Source organism: Bacillus sp. HMSC036E02 (assembly GCF_001836235.1).
GTDB classification, from domain to species: Bacteria; Bacillota; Bacilli; order Bacillales; family Bacillaceae_G; genus Bacillus_A; species Bacillus_A cereus.
The window spans coordinates 53,416-76,237 of the sequence record NZ_KV827880.1 but is presented as its reverse complement, the minus strand read 5'-3'; the positions used below and the strand labels follow the sequence as shown (position 1 = coordinate 76,237).

Genomic DNA, 22,822 nt, shown 5'->3' with positions numbered 1-22,822 from the left:
CCGATATAATTCGAGTTGCGCCGATATATTAAAAAAATCGCCGATATAATTCGAGTTGCGCTGATATATTGAAAAAACCGCCGATATAATTTCATTTGCCGTTACGCAACACAAAAAAAAGCTATTCTCAAACGATGGGAATAGCTCTTTTTCTTATGCAACCTTCTCTTCCGAAGTAACTCCGCGAATTTCATCAGCAGAGCGGATTGGATATTTACGGAACACAATAGATCCAATGTATCCGACAATAGTGGTAACGATTCCACATAATATAGCAGCAATTGTTACTTTTACAACGTCATTAAATCCGAATAGGACAAGAAGACCTGGAATTGGTGATGCTGTTCCTGGTGCATTATTAACAAGCTGGAATAGCGATGTAATAATACCGGCAAGTGCACCGCCAACGAAATTTGTCATATAGATTGGAATTGGATTTGCTGAGACAACATCGGCTTGTGTTAAAGGCTCGATTGCTACAGCAATTGTATCTTTCTTTGAACAAATTTTTAATCGTTTAAAGAAAATAAAGTTCATCGGGGCTGAGGCCGCAACGGCAAGACTACCAATCGCCATTGGTAAACCTGTTAATCCAAGCATTGCAGTTAGTGCCATAGAACTCAGTGGAGAGGTAGAAATAACTGTTATTAATCCACCAAGCATAATACCCATAATGATAGGACTTTCTGTAGTTGCAACTGAAATCATAGAACCGATTTTACCGAGTGTTGCGTTAACAAGCGGATCCATAAGCATTGCCATTCCGCGTGAGATTGGTGCAGCGATAAATAGGATTGCTAAAAATTCCACGCCAGCTGGTAATTTCTTTTCGAGAAATTTCACGACGAAAGCACAAACGTATCCAGCGAAAAATCCTGGTAAAATACCGAATCCACTAGTAGCGATACCAATTAAAACAGCGTATACGGGGGAAACACCGATTGCTAATGCGACTAAAATCGCTGCTGCGACACCGCTCATACTACCTGAAGCTTCTCCTACTGATTGTAAAAAGTCATTATGAAACATTTCTCCACCTATATAACGGTGAAATGCTTCAATAAGAAAACTTGCGATTGCTGCATTAGCTAAAGCACCCATCGCCTTCATTCCATAAGGCGCACGGTAACTAAAAAGTGTAAATAGACAAAGTACAACAAGTAATAGTGCTAAACCTTGCAAGATAGCCATTTGAAAACTGTCTCCTTTGATTTTTGTAATAAAAATTCGTATCATTCAATAATAATATAAAAGTGTATGAAACGGAAAAATTTTTTCTTGGGAACTTGCTGTAAGAAAAATCCCTTACAATAATGTAAGGAAAGTGTAAGACTTTTAGATAGAGTATAGTATGCTCTTTTCCGTATAATACAAGTATAGATATAATACTAGTGAGAAAGAAGTGCAAACAGGAGGTTCATGTATGAAATTGGTAATTAAAGTTTTAGCTGTATTCGCCATTATTCTAGGTGGAACAGCGTATTATTTGAACACAAAAACAGAAGGTGTACATGCTTTTGTAGACAACTTCTTTTCAAATAAAGAAATACAAGATTATTATGCGGTTATAGATAAAGGTGAGAAAAAAGACGGAGAATACTTGTATACTTTTAAAGGGTATACAGAAGACGGAAAGTTACAGATCATTAAAAGAATGATGAACCGTGAATTGCATGCGGGGGCGTTTATAAAAATTTATGCAAAAGGTATGCAAGGAAAAGGATGGGCTGAAATCCCGAAAGAATCTATTCCACAAAAAGCGTTGGAAAAAATAGAAAAACCATAAAAGGAGCGACTCATTCGCTCCTTTTTAGTGCGTTAAAATAGTGATAGATGTTTTTTCCTTGTTAGAAATAATTTTTGCACGTCCACCAATTGGAAAAGTGAAAATCGGGGTTGTATGCCCGAAACTTGCGTTTGCAATGATAGGAATATGTGCAAGTTCAGGTTTTGAAGCAATCATTTCTTGAATGTCTTCTATCGTACATTCTGCACCTTTTTGCATCTTTCCTATAACGATTCCCTTTATGTATTCAAAATCTTGCTGCTGCATAAGGGAATGTAAATAACGATCAAAAGTTTTAAGAGTAGATGTTCCAGTTAAACTATCTTCTTCAATAAATAAAATTTTGTCCTTTAAATTTGGCATATATGGTGTACCTTGCAGTAAGTTAAATGTGCTCATATTGCCACCGATAATATCTCCTGTAGCTTCTCCTTCCTGAATTGAAACGTATCCTTTATTTTTAATAAATTCTCGATTTTTCTGATCTATATACCAAGAATCATCGCTCCATGTTTCAGATGGCAGGACTTCAATAGGCTCATTAGAAGTTAAGCACTTTAAAAAGTAATCGGTTGTATACTCGAGCCCTTTCTCCATTCCAAAGGAAGAGAAATGGGGTCCTGAATATGTAACGAGACCTGTTTTTGCGTAAATTGCATCATTTAAAGCAGTAATATCTGAATAACCACAGAAAAATTTCGGATTTTTACGAATTAGATCATAATCGAGATGTTTCAATAAACCATTGGAGTTGTATCCGCCAAGTGTCGTCAAAATAGCTTTTACATTAGGGTCTCTAAATGCTTTATGGAGGTCTTGAATGCGGGAAGAAATAGAAGAGGAAGCAAATCGATCTATCTCATCGGCATATTTTGAGAATGTAACTTGAAAGCCCATGTCGGTTAATCTTTTTATAGCAAATTTTTTATTTTCATTTGAAACAATACTTAAACTACACGATGGTGAAATCACCCGTATTTCATCACCCTTTTTTAACTTTGTTGGTATCACTATATTCACCTCTTTAATTGAAAGAATATTTAGATTTAAAAAATATTTTATCATATAAAATAAAGTAGAAGTGAATTATTTTTTGAAATGGAGTTTTCCTGATTTTTCAGCAGACAGACAGAGTCTTTTTTTGATATGATAGGAAAAGTGATTTATTATAAGTAGTATTTAATATCTATAACATTTGAAAGGTGTGCAAGACGTGGAGAAACAACTTGCAGGCTTGCCGGTACACGTTCATTTCGTAACAGAAATCCGTGAAGGGGCGAGGAAGGAAACCGTTGCTTTTGAAGCAGATGGTCAATACTATGTAAAAGGTCAAGGTACATATGTAACATTCCAGGAGCCGAACGAACAAGGCGAAGTGAAAACAATTATTAAAATTCAAGATGAACAAGTTCTCATTATGCGTTCAGGTGCTGTTTCTATGCGTCAGACGCATGTGAAAGGTGAATGGACAACTGGTACGTATACGAGTGAACTTGGTACGTTTGCATTGCAAACAAAGACTGATAACGTTCTTTTTAAATGGTCGGATGAAAAGAAAAAAGGACAACTCTTCTTAACTTACGCATTGCTTCTAAGTGAACAAGAAGCTGGCAGATATACTATTACAATTAATTTGAAGGAGGCAAAATAATGAATTCCTTAGAACAAGTAAAAGGATTGATTAAAGAAGAAATTCAGGCTGCTGTATTAAAGGCAGAATTAGCGACAGAAGAACAGATTCCAAACGTTGTATTAGAATCTCCAAAAGATAAAACAAATGGTGACTTCTCTACAAATATGGCAATGCAACTTGCACGCGTTGCGAAAAAAGCACCTCGTATGATTGCAGAAGAACTAGTTGCAAACTTCGATAAAGCAAAAGCTTCTATTGAAAAAATCGAAATCGCTGGTCCTGGTTTTATTAACTTCTATATGGATAATAGCTACTTAACAGATTTAATTCCAACAATCGTAAACGCTGGTGAAGCTTACGGTGAAACGAATACTGGTAAAGGTGAAAAAGTACAAGTTGAGTTCGTATCTGCGAATCCAACAGGTGACCTTCACTTAGGACATGCACGTGGTGCGGCAGTAGGTGACACTTTATGTAACCTATTAGCAAAAGCAGGCTACGATGTATCTCGTGAGTACTACATTAATGATGCTGGTAACCAAATTCATAACTTAGCTCTTTCTGTTGAAGCTCGTTACATGCAAGCTTTAGGCTTAGATAAAGAAATGCCAGAAGACGGTTATCATGGTGCGGATATCATTGGAATCGGTAAACGTTTAGCTGAAGAATTCGGCGATCGTTATGCGAAAGCTGATGAAAAAGAAAGTTATGAATTCTATCGTGAATACGGTTTAAAATATGAATTAGCAAAACTTCAAAAAGACTTAGAAAGCTTCCGTGTTAAATTTGATGTATGGTTCTCAGAAACATCACTATACAAAAACGGAAAAATCGATCAAGCTCTTGCTGTATTAAAAGAGCGTGAAGAGATCTTTGAAGAAGACGGCGCAACTTGGTTCCGTTCAATGACTTACGGCGATGACAAAAATCGTGTATTAATTAAAAACGACGGTTCTTACACATACTTAACGCCAGATATCGCGTATCACCGTGATAAATTAGAGCGTGGTTTTGATAAGTTAATCAACATTTGGGGTGCTGACCACCACGGTTACATTCCTCGTATGAAGGCTGCTATTCAAGCACTTGGTTACGATAAAGACACGCTTGAAGTAGAAATCATCCAAATGGTACAACTATATCAAAATGGTGAAAAAATGAAGATGAGTAAGCGTACGGGTAAAGCAGTTACACTTCGTGAGCTTATGGAAGAAGTAGGCGTGGACGCAATGCGTTACTTCTTCGCAATGCGTAGCGGTGACTCTCATTTAGACTTCGATATGGACTTAGCTGTATCAAAATCTAATGAAAACCCAGTATACTATGCACAATATGCTCATGCTCGCGTATGCAGTATCCTTCGTCAAGGTGAAGAGTTAGGATTAGCTACAGGCGGAGATGTGAACTACAAGCTTGTTACTTCTGAGAAAGAAGTAGAGTTACTGAAAAAACTTGGTGAATTCCCAGCTGTAGTTGCGGATGCAGCACAAAAACGTCTGCCACACCGTATTACAAACTATGCATTTGAATTAGCAGCAACATTACACAGCTTCTACAATGCAGAAAAAGTATTAAACCAAGATAACGTAGAATTAAGTAAAGCTCGTTATGAATTAATGAAAGCAGTACGCACTACACTTCAAAATGCATTAGCAATCGTAGGAGTATCTGCACCAGAAAAAATGTAATGAAGAAAAGCGGAAGCGGCTCGTTTAGAATAGGAGGCAAAGCTGGAAATAAAGAAAAGCGGAGCCGATTTTTCGCTTTCAGTAAAAGGCAATCACACAATGTTGTGATTGCCTTTTTATGTGGAGATAATAAAAAAAATTTATCAAACAAAAGGGGAATTTGCGTCGTCTTATATAAATGACAGGAGGCTTATGATGGAAGAAAAGATAGAAGAATTAATTGATATATATAAGCAGCAAATATATTCCTTATGCTACAAGTTAGCGAAAACGAAAGAAGATGCGGAAGATATTTTTCAAGAGACGTGGATAAAGGTTTTTTCATCAAGGCACCAACTTTTTTATGTGGATAATTATAAAAAGTGGATTACTACAATTTGCGTTCGTACATTTTATGACTTTTACCGTAAGAAGAAAAGATGGAAAGATCGCGTCTTAGATTTATTTCATAAAGAAGATGGTGGAGAAATAGATTTCGCAGATGATGTGAATATATCAGAAGAATTTATTCAAAAAGTGGAAGCGGAAATGATACGGGAAGTTATACAGCTATTGAATGAAAAATATAAAACCGTGCTCGTACTCTACTATTATGAACAATACTCTTATAAAGAAATGAGCGAAATATTAAATATACCGATTGGTACAGTGAAATATCGCCTTAATTATGCGAAGAAGCAAATGCGAGAACATTTGGAGGGGTTCGTTTATGACAGAAGATAAATTTGAACAGAAGGTAAAGAGTAGCTTAGCAGAAGAGATAACTCCAAGCGAAGAGCTAATAAATAACACGAAGCAGGGCGTGCGAAAGGCTCAGAAGTTAGAGAGGAAATGGATGATTTGTATTCACACCATTTGGATTGTTTTGTTAACAATTGTTATAGAACAATTTGTCACACATTTGGATTATAAAATTCCTATGTTGATAGCCATTGTGATTATGATGCATGTATACATTCCGATATATGTTGTAATACAGTCATTTTTAAAGAAGGAGTATAGATTACATGAAAGAGTTCGCTAATCCGTTTGTACTATTTGAAGTAGCTGGAGTGACGATGTTTTTAGCTTTTATAGCACTTTTAATATGTGTTGCATCATGGGTATATACAGATGCTAAAGCACATCAAATGAGCAAAGGATGGAGTATTTTAGCAGTTATATTGCCATTCTTTATTGGGCTTTTATTATATATGGTAAGAAGAAGTAAAAAGAAGGTTGAAGGAGAATGTAAGGTGAATTTTGTTAAAAAACAGAAAGTAACATTAGTTGCGATATTGGCAAGCACAATGTTTGTATTACTTAGTGGTTTTACTTTTGCACAAACGTTAGATGATGCATGGAGAGCCGGGGATATATATTTGGCAAATGAGAAGCAAGGGAAAACAAGTTATGAGGCAAAATTCTCATCATGGGATATTGCCAGTAAGGATATTGAATTTCAGTATGAAAAGGATACAGAAGTGACATTTTCTTATGAGACAGATGCAAAACGAGGAAACTTATGCTTTAGTGTGTATGAAAGACGAGGAGAAGGTATAAAAGAGTTAAAGGAAATTTGTGAATCGAAAAAAGGTACTTTTACAGTTACTTTAAAAGCAAATGAGGAATATGTATTGAATATAAGCGGATTAACAGTAAAAGATGGATTTGTAAAAGTGAATTGGGAAGAGAAATAAAAGGGGTCCTATAAAGGACCTCTTTTCTATTGAATAGTATAAGTAACAGAAAAACTAACAGGACTATAGTAAACGTAAGGTGCATGAAATTGAACATACATATTTCCATCTGTTTTTGCAGTGAAAATTCGGCCGTAACCATCAGAATAACGTCCAATAAGGTTATGATTTGAGTCATAAACACTGTAACTAGGAGTTTTGCTGTTAGGTTGAATTGTTAACTCTTGTCCCTTTTGAAGGAAAACAGGTTCTTGTTCAGAACTACCTCCAGTTTGCAAAGAATAAAATTTTGTAAAGCTTTGTTCTTGAGCGGCAGCAGCGACTTTTGTTTCAGGAATAAACGCGGTAGCGCCGGTAATACCCGCTAAAGTTAACGCACCTGCTAAAATCATTTTTTTCATAATAGAAAAAGCCTCCTTATAAGTTGTAATCGGTATTGTTACAGTTAATATTGTATACGATAATGAGTAGGATAAAATATGCTTTTATGCATATATATTTTTTCTCAATAAAAGACCACTGATAAAAATCAGTGGTCTTTTATTGATTAAGCAGCTTTCTGTTCAGTTTGAGTAACAGGTTTTTGAAGCGAGTTATAAACACCTGTTCCGATAACGTCTAATGCCATTTTCATTCGTTCAGGTGAAATATTTTCTAATACGTTATCTTGAGGTGTATGGTATACCTTCTCAATATGATAGATTAATGGATTCCAACTATCGACACCCATCCAAATAAATAGAGCAGCAGGAATACCAGCTTCAGCAAATGGAACATGATCACTAGAACCGAATTTACCTTGTAGGACGAGGGCATTATTTAGTTGTTTACCTGCTTGCAAGGCAGCATCTGTTACAAAGTTTGTAGAGCCATCAGGTGTCATAGCGTATAAATTCTTTGCTTTATCATAATTTGTTGCAACCATGTCGGCGTTAAAGACACCTAAAATACGGTCGCGTTCTTTTTGGGATAGACTATTCACGTAATAATCCGAACCAAGTAATCCAGTTTCTTCAGAACCAAAGGTAATAAAGCGAATTTCTTTATCAGTTTCTACATTTTGAAAAGCACGAGCTAGTTCTAATACTAATCCAGTTCCAGAAGCATTATCATTTGCGCCAGGTGCTCCGACAACACTATCATAGTGCGAGCTTACAACGACTGCTTTTTCATTACCTGTACTCTTCTTTGGTTTCTTTTTGGCGATAACATTTAGAGATGTTAATTTAGATTCATGTCTCGCTTTTAGGGAAAGAATTGTTGTCCCCTTTTTAGCGATTTCTTCTTTAAATGCATTTCCTTGCGCATAAGCAAGACCAAAGACAGGGATAGATTGCTTTTTCATTAGGCGGGGATTGAAGGTTTGTCCATAATTTCCGCGTCCGCCAATTAAACTGTATAAAAGAACACCTTTTGCACCTTTGCTAACAGCATTTTCAACTTGTTTATTATAGTCGGTAACTGTCGTTCCTCTTTCAAATAAAACAATTTTACCGTTTACTTCATTTGGAATATCTTCTAATTTTGTCCCACCTTGAACAAAGATAAGGGGAGCTGTAACAGCTTCTGTAGAAATTAGTGCATTAGGAGCAGCACCAGCTTGCCAATTACGTTTTGTTGATAGGGGTGATTCAATGAATCCAACGTATTGATCGGGCACCTGAAATGGTTGATATTCTACTTCATAGCCCATTGATTTAAGCTGCATACCAATGTAACGAGAAGCCCATTCTTCGGATTTTGTTCCACCGGGGCGAGGACCAATTGTTTCAGATAAGAAACGAACATGTTCAATCGCGCGGTTTGGATCAATCTGTTTTGTAATAGATGGAGTTTGTGTAACCTCTGACGTGGAATCCGCTTTTGCTTGCCCAATTGGAGCTAAGCTAACAGCAAGTGATACAGCAAGCAAAGAGCTTACTATTTTTTGTTTCAATGATTTTCTCATTTTTTCCTCTCCTATTCTTCTATTCTCTCTGACTGACAAAAGAAGACGGATAATGACTTTATTTTACCTTCACACCTTTTATTTTTCAATATTCTGACATTGAGAAATAAAAAAACGATATATGCATATTTGCATATTTTTGAGGGAGATATGTATGCTATCATTTTAAACGAAGGTTCGCTTTCTACTCTGAAAGCTCCTACATTGCATGAATCTAGTGTACCCAAACTTTAGATTATGTAGAGGAATGGAACCACTGTAGGGTTTCATTTCTCATGTTTGAATCAGTTGATGGTAATTATGTTTCCGCATTTCATAATTATTATCAGTGATATATGTAAGGCATCCATATGAAAATAAGAGGCTGTTCAAAGGTTTTCCGTACTTTTGGGCAGCCTCACCCCGTTAAAAGGACGATACTTTATGTATCGTCCTTTTTGTATAAAAAACATCCAATCAATTGAGAGATTGATTGGATGTGAAAAAATTATTAATAATTTTTTTTGCGTTTTGTAGCTAAAATACTTAATAATCCAGCTAGTAGAAGAACAATACCTACTGTTTGTGTAGGGTCTTCTTTATGACCTGTATTTGGAAGGTGCTTATCCGTATTTCGATCATCTTGCTGTTTGTTATCTGTTTTATTCGATGTTTCTTCGGAAGTTCCGTTTTCGTGTTTCTCAGGTGTTTCATTATTTTGTTCTTCAGAAGTTCCGTTTTCGTGTTTCTCAGATGTTTCATTGCCTTTGTTATCTTCTTTATTTGGAGGAGTAATTGGCTTGTCATCTCCACCTGAAGAAGATTCAATTTTTTTATTTGAAACTGTAATTTGTAGTGGCTTAGCTTGGGCTCTATCAATTGTAAAGTTTATTGGTGATGCATCTAATTGATAGCCTTTAGGAGCCTTTGTTTCTACTAATTGATAATTACCAGGTTTCAAATCATTTACGATTACTTTTCCGTGTTGATCTGTTTTTAAACCTTCTCGGATGACTTTTCCATCTTGGTCTAAAATATTGAAAATGGCACCTTCAAGTGTTCCATGGTGATCAATATCAACTTTAGTTAACTCAATTGAACCTGTTGTTAAACTATTTAAGGCTGTAACAGAGGTAACCTGAGATTGTCCTTTCGTAATTGTGAAAGGAATTGGTTTAACGTTTAAATCATAGCCAGTTGGAGCTTTCGTTTCAATGAACTGATAATCTCCCGGACGTAAATCAGAAACTGAAATCTTCCCATCTTTATCAGTAGTTAAATCAGTGCGAACAATTTTACCTTTCGCATCGATGATGTTAAACACTGCATCAGAAAGTTTTGTATCTGGATTTATATCATCCACTTTTATTAATTCTACAGCACCCTCAGTTAAGCTATTTGTAGCAGTAACTTGGAGCTTTTCTTTTTGGCTTTTCTTAATTGTAAACTTAATAGGTGTACTATCTAATTTATAGTGTTCAGGAGCTTTCGTTTCAATAAACTGATAGTCCCCAGGACGTAAATCAGAAACAGAAATTTTTCCATGTACATCTGTTGTAAGCTCAGTGCGAATGTCGTTACCATTCATATCAGTAATTTTAAATATCGCATCTTTAAGAGCAGTACCATCTACATCATCTACTTTAGAAAGTTCCACAGCGCCTTTCGTTAAGCTATTTGTAGCTGTAACGGAGATAGGATCAGCTTGGCTCTTTGTGATTGTGAATGGAATTGGCTCTTTGTTTAAATCATAGTGTTTCGGAGCCGTTGTCTCGATGAATTGATAATCACCAGGACGTAGGTCAGAAACGCTAATTTTACCTTGTTGATTCGTAACAAGATCTTTGCGAATTACAGTGCCATTCATATCCACAATTTTAAATACTGCGCCTTCAAGAGTAGTGCCATCGACGTCATCCACTTTAGAAAGTTCCACGCCGCCTTTTGTTAAACTATTTTTCATAGTAACGGTAGCAATATCTTTTTGGCTTTTTTCAATTGTAAATATAATTGGTTTTTTGTCTAAATCATAGTGTTCAGGAGCCGTTATTTCAACGAATTGGTACGTACCAGGACGTAAGTTTTCGATAACGATTTTACCTTCACTGTTTGTTTTTAAATCTGTTTTAAGTACTTTGCCATCTTGATCTAGTAAATTAAATACCGCATCGGCAAGTTTTGTTTGAGTGTTTAAATCATCAACTTTAAGTAATTCGATACTACCTTGTTGTAAGCTATTTGTAGCAGTTAAAGAAATAGCTTTCTTCTGTCCTTTTTCAATAGTGAATTTGATTGGTGTTTCATCTAAAACGTAATGCTTCGGAGCTTTCGTTTCGATAAATTGGTAATCACCAGGACGTAGGTCGTTAATTTCGATTATTCCTTGTTCATTTGTAACAAGGTCTTTATGAACTACATCACCGTTCATATTAACAATTTTAAATACTGCATCTTTAAGAACAGTGCCATCAACATCATCTACTTTAGAAAGTTTAACTGCACCCTTTGTTAAAGCATTTGTAGCAGTGACATGAAGAGTTTCAGTTTGGCTCTTTTTAATTGTAAATACGATAGGTTTTTTATCTAAATCGTAATGTTCAGGAGCAATTGTTTCAACGAATTGATACGTACCAGGACGTAGGTTTTCAACAACAATTTTACCTTCATCATTTGTTTTTAAGCCTTCTTTAACTAGCTCTCCGTCTGCATCTAATAAATTAAATACGGCGTTAGCAAGTTTTGTATTCATATCAATATCGTCAATCTTTGTTAGTTCAACGCTACCGTTTTTCAAAGCATTTTTGCCTGTAACATTGATCTCTTTCGTTTGACTTCTTTCAATTGTAAATGGAATCGTTGTTTCATCTAATACATAGTGCTCAGGAGCTTTTGTTTCAATGAACTGATAGTCTCCAGGGCGTAAATCAGAAACAGAAATTTTACCGTTTTTATCTGTAACAAGATTCGTATGAACTTCCTTACCATTCATATCCACAATCTTAAAGATTGCACCTTCGAGCATCGTACGATCGATGTCATCAATTTTTGTTAATGTTACTGCACCTTTCTTTAAACTGTTAGTAGCGGTAACAGTAATATTCTCTTTTTGACTTTTTTCGATAGTGAACGGAATAGGGTCTTTGCTTAAGGTATAGTCTTTTGGAGCTTTTACTTCAATAAATTGATAGTCTCCAGGACGTAAATCAGAAGCGGTAATTTTACCGTTTTTATCAGTCGTTAAACCTTTGCGAATTACCTTTTTAGTATCATGAGCGTCAACGATTATAAATTCTGCACCTTCAAGAGTAGTGCCATCAACATCATCAACTTTTGTTAAAGTGACGCCACCTGTAAGTAAACTATTTTTTACAGTAACAGGGATAGGAAGATCTTCCTTACTAGCTTTTTTAATTGTGAACTTAATAGGTGTTTTGTCTAATTTATAATGTTCAGGGGCTTTTGTTTCGATAAATTGATAATCCCCTGGTGCTAAATCAGGAATAACTAATACTCCGTGATCATCTGTTGTTAAATCTTTCATAATTTCTTTGCCAGTTGCGTCTTGCAATGTGAATACAGCGCCGGCAAGAGCTTTACTACTTTCCACATCATCTTCTTTAATAAGTTTAACTTTTCCTTTCGTTAAACTATTTTTAAATGTAAGTGGAAGGAGTTTTTGTTGTCCTTTTTCGATTGTAAATTCAATTGGTTCTACATTTACATCGTAATAAGTTGGAGCCTTTGTTTCGATAAGTTTATAGTTACCAGGACGTAAGTCATCTACAACTAGCATTCCTTTACTATTCGTAACAAGGTCCGTACGAATATCTTCATTAGTATCCCTATTAACGATTTTAAATACTGCACCTTCAAGTGTTTCCTTTTCATCTGCAGCATTCACTTTTGTTAACTCAATACCGCCTTTTGTTAAGCTGTTTTTAGCGGTAACAGTAGCCTGAGTTGTTTGACTTTCTGTAATCGTAAATTTAATTGGTTTTGTATTTTTGTCGTAATACTTCGGTGCTGTTACTTCGATAAATTTATAATCGCCAGGGCGTAAGCCAGTAGCGATAGCTTTACCATCCGCACCAGTTTCTACATTTTCGCGAATGACTTTCTTTTCATCATTTGCATCAACAATTTTAAATACAGCACCTTCAAGAGCTGTACCATCGATATCATCAACTTTTGTTAATTCAACATCTCCTGGTTTTAAAGCATTTTCAGCTTTCACAAGTAGAGTTTCTTTCTGACTTCTATCGATTGTAAATTCAATAGGTTCTGCTCGTAAAACGTAATGTTCAGGAGCAGCTATTTCAATGAATTTATACGTACCAGGACGTAGGTTACTAACTTTAACTTTACCGTGTTTATCAGTAGTTAAGTTAGTGTAAGGGGAAACGTCATTATTATTTGTATCGACAAGCTTGAATACTGCACCTTCAAGTGGTTTTTTCTCACCAAACTCATCAACTTTTAATAATTCAACTTCGCCCGTTTTTAAGCTGTTATTTGCCGTAACAGTAGCAAGAGCTTGTTGGCTTTTATCAATTGTAAACTCGATAGGGTTTGTACTTAACGTATAATCCTTAGGAGCTTCTGTTTCGATAAATTTATAAACACCAGGCTCTAGATCTTTAATGGTAACTTTTCCATCTGAACCTGTTTTTATATTTTCACGAATTACTTGTTTCTCGTCATTCGCATCGACAATTTTAAATACAGCACCTTCAAGGGCAGTGCCATCGACATCATCGACTTTCGTTAAAGTGACACCACCTTTAATGAGGTGATTTGTCGCGGTAACAGTAAGTGCTTTCTGTTGGCTTTTTTCAATTGTAAATTTAAGCGGTTTTTTATCTATTTCATAATGTTCAGGTGCTTTCTCTTCAACAAACTGGTACTCTCCAGGAAGTAAATTTTTCGCTTCGATTTGTCCGTTACCATTTGTCGTTAATTTGGTATAACCAGGAATTCTTTTGTTATTTTGGTCCCGTACACTAAATACAGCACCTTCTAAAGTATTACCCTCTTTATCAACTTTTGTTAGGATAGCTGAGCCTCTAATTAAGCTGTTTTGGGCCGTTTTATTGATTACTGTTGTTTGATCTTCCTCGATTGTAAATTCAATAAGTCGATCATCTAATTGATAATGCTCAGGAGCCTTTATTTCTTTTAAATAGTAAGTTCCTGGTTTTAAATTATCTACAGTAATTTGTCCTTTATCATTTGTTGTTAATTTTTCGTGTTCTGAAATTATTTTTTTATCTTTATCAAGTAGTGTGAAAACGGCACCTTGCAGTGTGACGTTTTTATTCAGGTCATCAGACTTTGTTAAAACTACTTTACCGACAAACTTCTTATTTGCAAGTTTATATGTTGTAGTCTCTTGTGTACCAAGTTCAACAATTTTCCCTTGTTTTAAATCCCAGCTAATTACATAGCCTTCAGGAGCCTTTGTTTCTTTTAATAAATATTTATCGCGTTTTAAATTATTAAATTTAGCGATACCGTCTTTGTCTGTTGTAATTTTACGGATAACAGTTTTACCTGTACGATCGTATAAAGTAAATTCTGCCCCAGCTAATAGTGCGTTTTTATTGTCGTTATCTACCTTTATAATTTCAAGGTTTCCACGGCCTTTAGTAGCAGATCCTCCGCCTGAACCAGAAGACATTCTCACTTCAATCGTTTCAGTAGTTTCTGTGTTTTTAACTGTCAACTTATTGCCTGTGATTTTCGCTTTATTACTTACTTTTTCTTTATCGTCTGCATTAATAAGTGAGCGATATTCTAAAATATAAGCTCGATCAATTTTTTTCAAGAAGGCAATTTCGAAATGTTGCTTTCCGGTATTATTGTCTGTTGTTATTTTGAGTTTATAGTCTGTTCCTTCTTTTAATTCGTTTACTGTATCTTTTGTTAAATTTCCATATGGATCAACAGTTGTAGGATATAAGTGGAATGAATCTTCCACAATTACCTGATTTTCGGTTGGGTCATCTGTTACAACGGCATCTGCAATGGTTGATTGGCTTTCGTTAATTGCGATACTCCAATTAATATAGTTGTCGTCTTGCACAGCTTTTTTAGTAACGAAGCTGCCACCTTTATTTACTTGAGTGTCACCTGTAAGGGTGTTTACAATTTTAGAGCCATCTTTTAAATCTGCCTCGTTTTTGTAGGTACCTTGGATAAGTTCACCATCAAGGCTTGTTTTAAAGATAATATAGTAAGGTGAATTAATTGATTGTTTGAAATGAACCTTTAGGGTGTTTTTATTGTTCTCTGTAGGTTCTTCAAGTTCATATTGCTCAGTTGGTACAGCATTACCAGGTTGTGCATTATTAGGATTTCCATTTAAAATCATATCGCGCACTTCAATGGATCCAGGCACTAACTTTTGTTTATCTTGTATGACGTCTATAACATAAGGATCTTTAATCTCAACATTATTATAGTTAAAGCCTATTATCCAAGTAATTTCCTTCGTTTGGGCGTTATAAGAACCGTATTTATAACCATTTGCTTTTGTGAAAGTATCAGGATCAAAATTAGCTTCAACCTTATTTGATTGTGGATTAGAATCCGTATCTATCCAAGATAGGTTACCTGTATTTTTAAATGAAGTTTTACCACTTTCTAGCTTTGTATAATCAAAGTCTGTCGTATATTTTACGACTAATGTCTTTGTCATATTAGACTGATACGTACCTATAAGAGTAATTTTGAAGCCTTTATCTGTTGTATCTAAAATATAGTCAGTCCCAGCCTGAAGGGTATAATTACCGTCTTTAATTTCTAGTTTCTTATCTTTTAATTGTAATCCACCATGATCAAAGGTGTCCGTAATGATCGCGTTGTTTAATGGATAGTTGTTATTATTTACTATAATTGTCCAAGTTGTTGTTTTGTCTTTATAATTTGTTTCAGCTTTATTATTAGATTTAATAATATTTTGCTGCTTGAAGCTAGCTTCATTTTCTTTACTTGAATCATTATCAGCTGTAACTTTATTTTTTACTTTTCCATCTTCTATAACTTTATTAGTTGGCTTGGTTTTATAGGTAATCACATAAGCACTATTAATATCATCATTAAACTGTAAATCGAAGCCATTCTTCTTGTTACTTACAGTGTAATTATTAACAGCGTCTCCTGTTACAAGCGTTCCTTTTTCATTATATGAAGCGTTTTTTACAACAATAGAATTTGCATCTAGTTCGTGTGTATCGTCAAAAATATCTTTTAAAATCGCATCTGCTTTTTTGATCTCTCTTTGATCACCATTGTAAGTAATTGTCCACTCAATTGTTTGCGTCTTTGGATCATATTTACTTGTTTTATTTAAGTGTGTACCACGAGAAACCGTTACAGTAGAGCTTGCGTTTTGTTGCTTTTGATTATCACTCGTTATCGTAACGTTATTTCGGAAACTTTTAATATTTTCATCAGTAATTTTTGTGGCATATTCGATTTGATATGCTTTATTGATAGAATCTTTAAAAGCAATCTCCAATTTTGAGCCATCTGATGAAATAATATTGTAATCTGTTGGCTCAGCTTCTGCACCACGCGTTACATTCCCATTAACATCAACTTCTAAATAATAAACTTTAATAGAATCTTTATTTAAGTTTGTACCTTGTGGAATGTTATCTTTAAAAATAGCGTTTTTAAGGGTGTCTTGCGTTTTGTTCATCTCTACTTTCCAATTAATTTCATTTGTATTAATTGGTCTATCAGGTAATCCTTTTTTATTCGTAGCTGTTTGTACATTAGGCTTAAAGTCAACTGTAATAGAAACATCCTTATCTTTAATCGGGAAAGGAATTTCTTGTGTTGTTGTACCTTTAATTTCAGCTTTATTAAATTCTGTCTTTAATTGTAGGTTACCAGCAACATCTGGATGCTCTTCAACATAATCGTTGAATGTCATCGTGACTTTTCCATCTTTTGTAACAGTAAAATTACCAATTTGATGGTTTTCACTATCATATAAAGGACTGTTAATTGTATTGTAAATCTTAAAATGTTTAGGAAGATCAAAAATATAGTAATCTCCATTTTTCACATTCATTGACTTTAAAAGTTCCCATGTAAACTCAATATTGGCAGGGGAATCTGTACTTGGACGGTTATCCTCTGTAAATGGTTTTCCGTCTTTATCCGTCAACTTTACACCGGTTAAAATGTTTGTTGTTATTTGCTTTGGACCTGAATTTGTATTCTCAGCAGGGTCGCTTGATAGCTTTTGTTCTGGATTGTCAGTAGCAATTTTAGCTGCTAGGTTTTGTTCCGGATTATCAGTGGCAGTTTTAGCTGCTGGGTTTTGTTCCGGATTATCGGTAACAGTTTTAGTTGCTGGGTTTTGTTCCGGATTATCAGTAACAGGTTTAGCTACTGGATCTTGCGCTTGTTTATTAGTATCCTGTTTGGTGCCATCTTCTTTAGAGTTTTCTACTTGAACAGGAACTGATATAGGCTGAACCATTGTTCCTAAAGGAAAAGCGATTTGAACAGATTTTTCCCCAGGTTTTAAAGTTGAGTTAAACACGGTATCAACTTTAATTTTTCCTTTAGCGTCTTTCAAATTTTCTACTTGATCATTAAATATTAATTTTAGTTTATTATCTTTAGCTGTTATAAAATATTGACCAATATTTTTTTGATCTGTTACTAAATCCCCTTGCAAATCTTTAGATACTTTTAATGCAAGTGGTATTTGAACTACTGCTGTATCATTTGCGTGTGCAACTTGTTGATCCTTTATTGACCAAGCGTATTCTACTTGAATGGTTGATCCTATCTTTATTAAATTGTTAGGATTTTTTGCTTCGTCAATAATATGCTTCGTCGCATCTTTCATTTCAACAGTGTCAAATAAGGAATCTCCTGTTAAGGTTTCCGCTTTTACTTGATTGTATGGAAAACTAGCAAGTTGCGAAAATAGTACGAATACAATTAAACATACATTAAAAAGTTTTTTCATTTTTCCTCCTCTGAACATTCATTTGTCCATTGGGGACTTATTCCACATGAACAAATGGAATATTAAAAGTATTTGTTATAAGCTATTTATTTTTGTTATCCCTCCGTTTCTATACGCGTTCTCAGACAAACAGAATTATGTTCAAAGCAATATTATTTAACGTAAAACAAAATGTATATTTACACAGTTCTATGGAAATATACACAATTCGACAAAAAATGTCGAAAAAAATACTGATATAAATAATGATATCAGACCTTTATATGTGAGATAGTTTTCATGTATATCTAGTAAAAAAGAATGGTTATAAAGGTAAGTTTTACGATACATACTAACCAATGTAGTGTATCCCTTTGTGAAGGCTTATTTTTGCCTTAAAGTTATGTGGAAATAAAAATCTAGATAGGGTTGGTTTTGGTCAGAATGAAGACAATATGTACTTTGAAAATAGTCATTTATTTTGTCTAAAGAGAGTTGTGCGATTAGTGGACCGAAGTTGAAAGGTGATAGTTTCTTACATTGTTAGAGAAATATAAGGATTACAGAATATTCGACTAACACGTTACTACGGTCATTTTTGAGCCTGTTTAAACAATAGGAAAGAAGGTGTTTTACTCCTTAGTTACAATATCTTTTTAGTAAAGATAAGCTTAAGTAACCTCCGCTAAAGATTATATACTTAAATGATAAAGAGTTCAACACTAGTTCACATATTTTCCCAAAAATAAAAAACGGCTGTTTTATGTGGAATAAATCTACAAAACAGCCGTTTTTGGTATTAGATTTCTGTTAAGATTATTGGTTCACCGCGTGTTACGACAACGGTATGTTCACATTGTGCAACAAGACTTTTATCTGGTGTAACGAATGTCCAACCATCGTCACCACGTTCAATAATATGATCAGCTTTCATAGAGATGAACGGTTCTACAGCGATAACAAGACCGTCTTTTAGAAGCGCATTATCCATTGGGTCATAGTAACTTAAAATGTGATTTGGTGCTTCATGTAAGCTAAGACCAATGCCGTGACCAGTTAAGTTTTGGATAACATTGTATCCACTTTTATGTGCGAAGTTTGAAACAGCACGACCAATTTGATTTTGTTTTGAGCCAGCTCTAACCTTTTTCATTGCTGCCCAAAATGCATCAACCGCTGCTTGGCAAAGTTTTTCTTTTGCCTCGTCTTCTCCAAGAACAAATGAAATGCCTGTATCTGCATAATAGCCATCAAGTGCAGCGGATACATCGACGTTTACTAAGTCGCCTTCTTTTAATACACGATCTCCTGGAATACCATGAGCAACTTCTTCATTTACACTAATGCAAGTTACACCTGGAAAATCATATTCTTTTTCAGGTGCAGAAATAGCACCATGCTCATCTAATACTTTTTTACCGATCAAATCAAGCTCTTTCGTTGTCATACCTGGCTTCGCTTGTTTTTTCATTTCTTCACGTGCAAGCGCAACGATGCGGCCGATTTTTCGTAAGCCTTCTAAATCTTGTTCATTACGAATAATCATGAAAACCACTGTCCTTCCTCGAATATATATCTTATCCGATTGTATCATGTTTATTTTCGTCCTGCTACTCGCTTGCGGTATGCAGGTTGATTCCTCTCATAAAGAATACATGACAATTGTCATATCGATGTCATGACGCATCATACTGTTTCCTAAGTTTTCCAAGGAATACAATGTAAATATAAGAAACAGCGGGGGTGGAGAGATGGAAAAGATTATTGAAGTAAATGATGTTTCTAAAACATTTAAACATAAAAACGCAGTAAATAATGTTTCATTTCATGTAAATAAAGGGGAAATAGTAGCGTTGCTTGGTCCAAATGGTGCGGGGAAAACAACGACGATGTCGATGATGCTTGGATTAAAGGAACCAACGGAAGGTAAGGTCTCTATATTTGGAAAGAGTCCAAAGCATAAAGATGTTCGTAATAGCCTCGGTGCGATGCTGCAAGAAGTAAGTGTCATTGATAGTATTACGGTGGAAGAGGCAATTGAGTTATTCCGTAGTTATTATACGAATCCTATAGAGAAAGAAACATTACTGCAGTTATCAAATTTAGAATCAGAGCGAAAGCAAAGATGTGAGAAATTATCAGGTGGGCAAAAAAGAAGGTTAAACTTTGCACTTGCACTTGCGGGAAATCCGGATTTGTTATTTTTAGATGAGCCGACAGTCGGAATGGATATTACGTCTCGAAGAACGTTTTGGGAAACGATTCGAAAGTTAGCAAGTGAAGGGAAAACGATTATTTTAACGACGCATTATTTAGAAGAAGCAGATGCTTTAGCAAATCGTATTTTATTATTTGCGAACGGAAAGATTATCTCAGATGGTACACCAGACGAAATGAAAGCAACGATTTCGAGAAAAACAATCACATTTTACTCAAAGGAAAGCATTCCTACAAAATTACTAAAGGAATTACCAAATGTAATAGAAGTAAAGTCAAACGAAGGCCGCTTCATTTTAACAACGGAGGATACGGATGCAACTTTAAAAGCCATTTATCAAAGGAGTTTACCTGTAACAGATGTTTCAGTTGAACGTGGAAGTCTTGATGAGGCATTTGAACAATTCGTTGCAAATCAGAAGGAGGAAATCGCATGAGAGCGTTATGGATGCAGTGCAAAATAGAAATTTTACGTACATTCCGCAATAAATTATTTATCTTTTTCTCATTATTAATGCCTGTTATGTTTTACTACATTTTCACAAATGTTGTTCAAGTACCACAAAACGGAGATGCGTGGAAAGCACATTATTTAATTTCGATGGCAACTTTCAGTATTGTAGGGACTGCACTCTTTAGTTTCGGTGTAAGGCTTTCTCAGGAAAGAGGGCAAGGATGGACACATCTTCTAAAAATTACACCGCTTCCAGAGGGAGCATATTTAACAGCAAAAATTATCGCTCAAACAGTAGTAAATGCTTTTTCAATATTAGTTATCTTTATTGCAGGGATACTAATTAATCATGTTGAGTTAACGGTAGGGCAATGGATTGGTGCGGGGTTATGGTTATTGTTAGGGGTAACACCATTTTTAGCGTTAGGAACAGTAATAGGTTCCATTAAGAAGGCGGACGCAGCTGCTGGCTTAGCTAATATTTTAAATATGAGTTTAGCTATAGTTGGCGGGTTATGGATGCCGATTGAAGTATTCCCAAAAATATTAAGAACGATTGGTGAATGGACACCAACATACCATTTCGGAAGTGGTGCGTGGGATATTGTAGCTGGAAAATCAATTGGATGGGAAAATATCGCGGTATTAGGAGGTTATTTCCTTATATTTGTTGTAGTATCAATATATATAAGAAAAAGACAGGAAGCGGTATAAATGATAGAGAAGAAGAGGATTGAGATTTTTCCGAAACATATGGGATTCTTTCCGTACATGTGGTTTGTTTATCTATTATTTCCAATTTATCACTTAGCACAAGCATCAGGATGGAAGCTTGTGCTAGGGAGCGGTATGTTGATACTTTTTATTATCACATACCGTCAGCTTTATTTTGTTCAGAAGACGTTTATTTTATGGGCATGCATTCAAATGATACTCATTTTTTTATTTGCTTTATTTTATAATCCTTTTATGATATTTTTTGGCTTTTTCACAGCAAGTGCGATGGGATTTGCGCCGAATAAGAAAGTATTTCAAGTGCTGTTATGCTCGTTAGTTATAATGCTTGGAGCATTTGTATTTGTAAATATGAATCAACTAACACCAACAAGTTTAGTAAATATCGTCCCGATGTTTATTTTAATGCTTCTTACGCCATTTGGTATGCGTAATTTTAATCAGAAAAAGATGTTAAGAAATCAATTAGATGAGGCGAACGAGCAAATTAAAGACTTAGTAAAACGTGAAGAACGGCAGCGGATTGCAAGAGATCTTCATGACACATTAGGACATACGCTATCTCTTATTACTTTGAAAAGCCAGCTTGTAGAGAAGTTAATTGTGAAAAATCCGGAGCGTGCAAGTGTGGAAGCGAAGGAAATTACACAAACGTCTCGTACAGCCTTAAAACAGCTGAGAGAATTAATTTCTGATATGCGTATGATTACGGTAGAAGAAGAGCTAGAGCAAATAAAAGCAATCTTACAAGCAGCTAATATTGAATTAGAAGTGAGGCAAGAAGCAAGATCGAGCTCGTTATCACCAATTGAACAAAATATTGTCGGGATGTGTTTACGTGAGGCCGTTACAAATGTTGTAAAACATAGTAAGGCGACGCGGTGCGCAGTTTCTGTATTAGAATCACAAGGTGAACTAATTTTGAAAGTAGAAGATAACGGAATTGGTTTAACAGATCAAAATCATGATGGAAATGGTATTCGTGGCATGAAAGAACGAATTGCTCTTATTGATGGATTTGTTGAACTAGGTACAATCAATCCAGGGACGTTGTTAACAGTAAAAGTTCCAGTTGTTATTAGAACAGGAAAAGATGAGGTGAGGGCATGATCCGAATTATTATTGCAGAAGATCAGCGGATGCTTCGTGGTGCGTTAGGGGCTCTGCTTGATCTAGAAGATGATATCGAAGTAATTGGACAAGCGGCAAACGGGGAAGAGGCGCTAAAATTAATTGAATCGTTAAAACCGGATATGAGTATTATGGATATTGAAATGCCGATTCAAAGTGGATTAGATGTTGCTGAAGCGTTAAAGAAAGAAAAATCATCATGCAAAGTAATGATTTTAACAACATTTGCACGGCCGGGATATTTTGAAAGAGCAATGAAAGCTGGTGTGCACGGCTATTTATTAAAGGATAGCCCAAGTGAAGATTTAGCGGCAGCAATTCGTAATGTAATGAAGGGAAAACGAGAGGTCTCCCAAGATTTAATGTTCGGCCTATGGCAGGAGCAAAATCCGTTGTCAGATCGCGAAAAGGAAGTATTGTTGCTTGCGAAAGAAGGAAAGACGGCAAACGAAATTGCGAAGACACTTTATCTTTCGCCGGGCACAGTACGTAATTATATTTCTGAAGTATTAACGAAGCTCGATGCGAAAAATAGAATTGAGGCAATTACAATTGCGGAAGAAAAGGGTTGGATATAAAAAGAAGGTTACCTATGAGAGGT

At 35.3% G+C, this 22,822-nt stretch carries 16 protein-coding genes; 10 read left to right on the top strand and 6 right to left on the bottom strand.

The annotated features are described in order from the left end of the window. Window positions 1-153 precede the first annotated feature (153 nt). A complete protein-coding gene (locus tag HMPREF2590_RS26490) occupies window positions 154-1,191 on the bottom strand; it encodes a PTS sugar transporter subunit IIC (protein WP_000996332.1) in 1,038 nt (345 codons plus the stop codon). 232 nt (window positions 1,192-1,423) lie between these two features. On the opposite strand from HMPREF2590_RS26490, the gene HMPREF2590_RS26485 reads away from it, so the two are divergent. Further along, window positions 1,424-1,786, top strand: coding sequence for a YxeA family protein (locus HMPREF2590_RS26485; RefSeq protein ID WP_000779919.1), 363 nt, complete (start codon window positions 1,424-1,426; stop codon window positions 1,784-1,786). Window positions 1,787-1,810: 24 nt separating this feature from the next. Here the strand turns inward: HMPREF2590_RS26485 and HMPREF2590_RS26480 are convergent, their stop codons facing one another. Then, on the bottom strand, window positions 1,811-2,797 hold the full coding sequence (locus tag HMPREF2590_RS26480; protein WP_050822182.1) for a S66 family peptidase: 987 nt from the start codon (window positions 2,795-2,797) through the stop codon (window positions 1,811-1,813). A gap of 202 nt (window positions 2,798-2,999) precedes the next feature. Here HMPREF2590_RS26480 and HMPREF2590_RS26475 point away from each other — a divergent pair, with 202 nt between their 5' ends. From HMPREF2590_RS26475 to HMPREF2590_RS26450, 5 genes are all read left to right on the top strand, one after another. After that, window positions 3,000-3,437: a YwiB family protein gene (locus HMPREF2590_RS26475; protein ID WP_000414862.1), complete on the top strand. Its 438-nt coding sequence runs from the start codon at window positions 3,000-3,002 to the stop codon at window positions 3,435-3,437. Continuing rightward, window positions 3,437-5,107, top strand: a complete 1,671-nt coding sequence (argS, locus tag HMPREF2590_RS26470) for an arginine--tRNA ligase (protein WP_001086445.1) — start codon at window positions 3,437-3,439, stop codon at window positions 5,105-5,107. The genes HMPREF2590_RS26475 and argS overlap by 1 nt, the downstream gene beginning before the upstream one ends. A gap of 195 nt (window positions 5,108-5,302) precedes the next feature. Then, on the top strand, window positions 5,303-5,830 hold the full coding sequence (locus HMPREF2590_RS26460) for an RNA polymerase sigma factor (protein ID WP_000391478.1): 528 nt from the start codon (window positions 5,303-5,305) through the stop codon (window positions 5,828-5,830). Then, window positions 5,817-6,131 carry a hypothetical protein gene (locus tag HMPREF2590_RS26455; protein ID WP_000133823.1) on the top strand — a complete coding sequence of 105 codons (315 nt, stop codon included), beginning with the start codon at window positions 5,817-5,819 and terminating at the stop codon, window positions 6,129-6,131. Before HMPREF2590_RS26460 ends, HMPREF2590_RS26455 begins: the two co-directional genes overlap by 14 nt. Then, entirely contained in the window at window positions 6,115-6,786 is a 672-nt protein-coding gene (locus HMPREF2590_RS26450; RefSeq protein WP_000657193.1) for a hypothetical protein, read from the top strand. The genes HMPREF2590_RS26455 and HMPREF2590_RS26450 overlap by 17 nt, the downstream gene beginning before the upstream one ends. A gap of 26 nt (window positions 6,787-6,812) precedes the next feature. Here HMPREF2590_RS26450 and HMPREF2590_RS26445 read toward each other — a convergent pair whose 3' ends face one another. The 4 genes from HMPREF2590_RS26445 to map all read right to left on the bottom strand — a co-directional run bounded on the left by HMPREF2590_RS26445 (window position 6,813) and on the right by map (window position 19,278). Next, complete coding sequence (locus HMPREF2590_RS26445) at window positions 6,813-7,187, bottom strand: hypothetical protein (protein WP_000738223.1); 375 nt, start codon at window positions 7,185-7,187, stop codon at window positions 6,813-6,815. A gap of 146 nt (window positions 7,188-7,333) precedes the next feature. Further along, entirely contained in the window at window positions 7,334-8,734 is a 1,401-nt protein-coding gene (locus HMPREF2590_RS26440; RefSeq protein WP_070861626.1) for a M28 family metallopeptidase, read from the bottom strand. Window positions 8,735-9,224: 490 nt separating this feature from the next. Further along, complete coding sequence (locus HMPREF2590_RS26435; RefSeq protein ID WP_050822181.1) at window positions 9,225-17,705, bottom strand: SpaA isopeptide-forming pilin-related protein; 8,481 nt, start codon at window positions 17,703-17,705, stop codon at window positions 9,225-9,227. A gap of 778 nt (window positions 17,706-18,483) precedes the next feature. Beyond that, window positions 18,484-19,278: a type I methionyl aminopeptidase gene (map, locus tag HMPREF2590_RS26430; protein ID WP_003313889.1), complete on the bottom strand. Its 795-nt coding sequence runs from the start codon at window positions 19,276-19,278 to the stop codon at window positions 18,484-18,486. Window positions 19,279-19,435: 157 nt separating this feature from the next. On the opposite strand from map, the gene HMPREF2590_RS26425 reads away from it, so the two are divergent. Genes HMPREF2590_RS26425 through HMPREF2590_RS26410 form a run of 4 tightly spaced genes read left to right on the top strand, consistent with a single transcriptional unit; the run spans window position 19,436 to window position 22,799 of the window. Then, complete coding sequence (locus HMPREF2590_RS26425) at window positions 19,436-20,338, top strand: ABC transporter ATP-binding protein (protein ID WP_000411110.1); 903 nt, start codon at window positions 19,436-19,438, stop codon at window positions 20,336-20,338. Beyond that, window positions 20,335-21,069, top strand: a complete 735-nt coding sequence (locus HMPREF2590_RS26420) for an ABC transporter permease (protein ID WP_001202431.1) — start codon at window positions 20,335-20,337, stop codon at window positions 21,067-21,069. The genes HMPREF2590_RS26425 and HMPREF2590_RS26420 overlap by 4 nt, the downstream gene beginning before the upstream one ends. Beyond that, window positions 21,070-22,200 carry a sensor histidine kinase gene (locus tag HMPREF2590_RS26415; protein ID WP_000570611.1) on the top strand — a complete coding sequence of 377 codons (1,131 nt, stop codon included), beginning with the start codon at window positions 21,070-21,072 and terminating at the stop codon, window positions 22,198-22,200. It abuts the gene before it with no gap. Beyond that, window positions 22,197-22,799: a response regulator transcription factor gene (locus tag HMPREF2590_RS26410; protein WP_050822180.1), complete on the top strand. Its 603-nt coding sequence runs from the start codon at window positions 22,197-22,199 to the stop codon at window positions 22,797-22,799. Before HMPREF2590_RS26415 ends, HMPREF2590_RS26410 begins: the two co-directional genes overlap by 4 nt. Window positions 22,800-22,822: the final 23 nt, after the last annotated feature.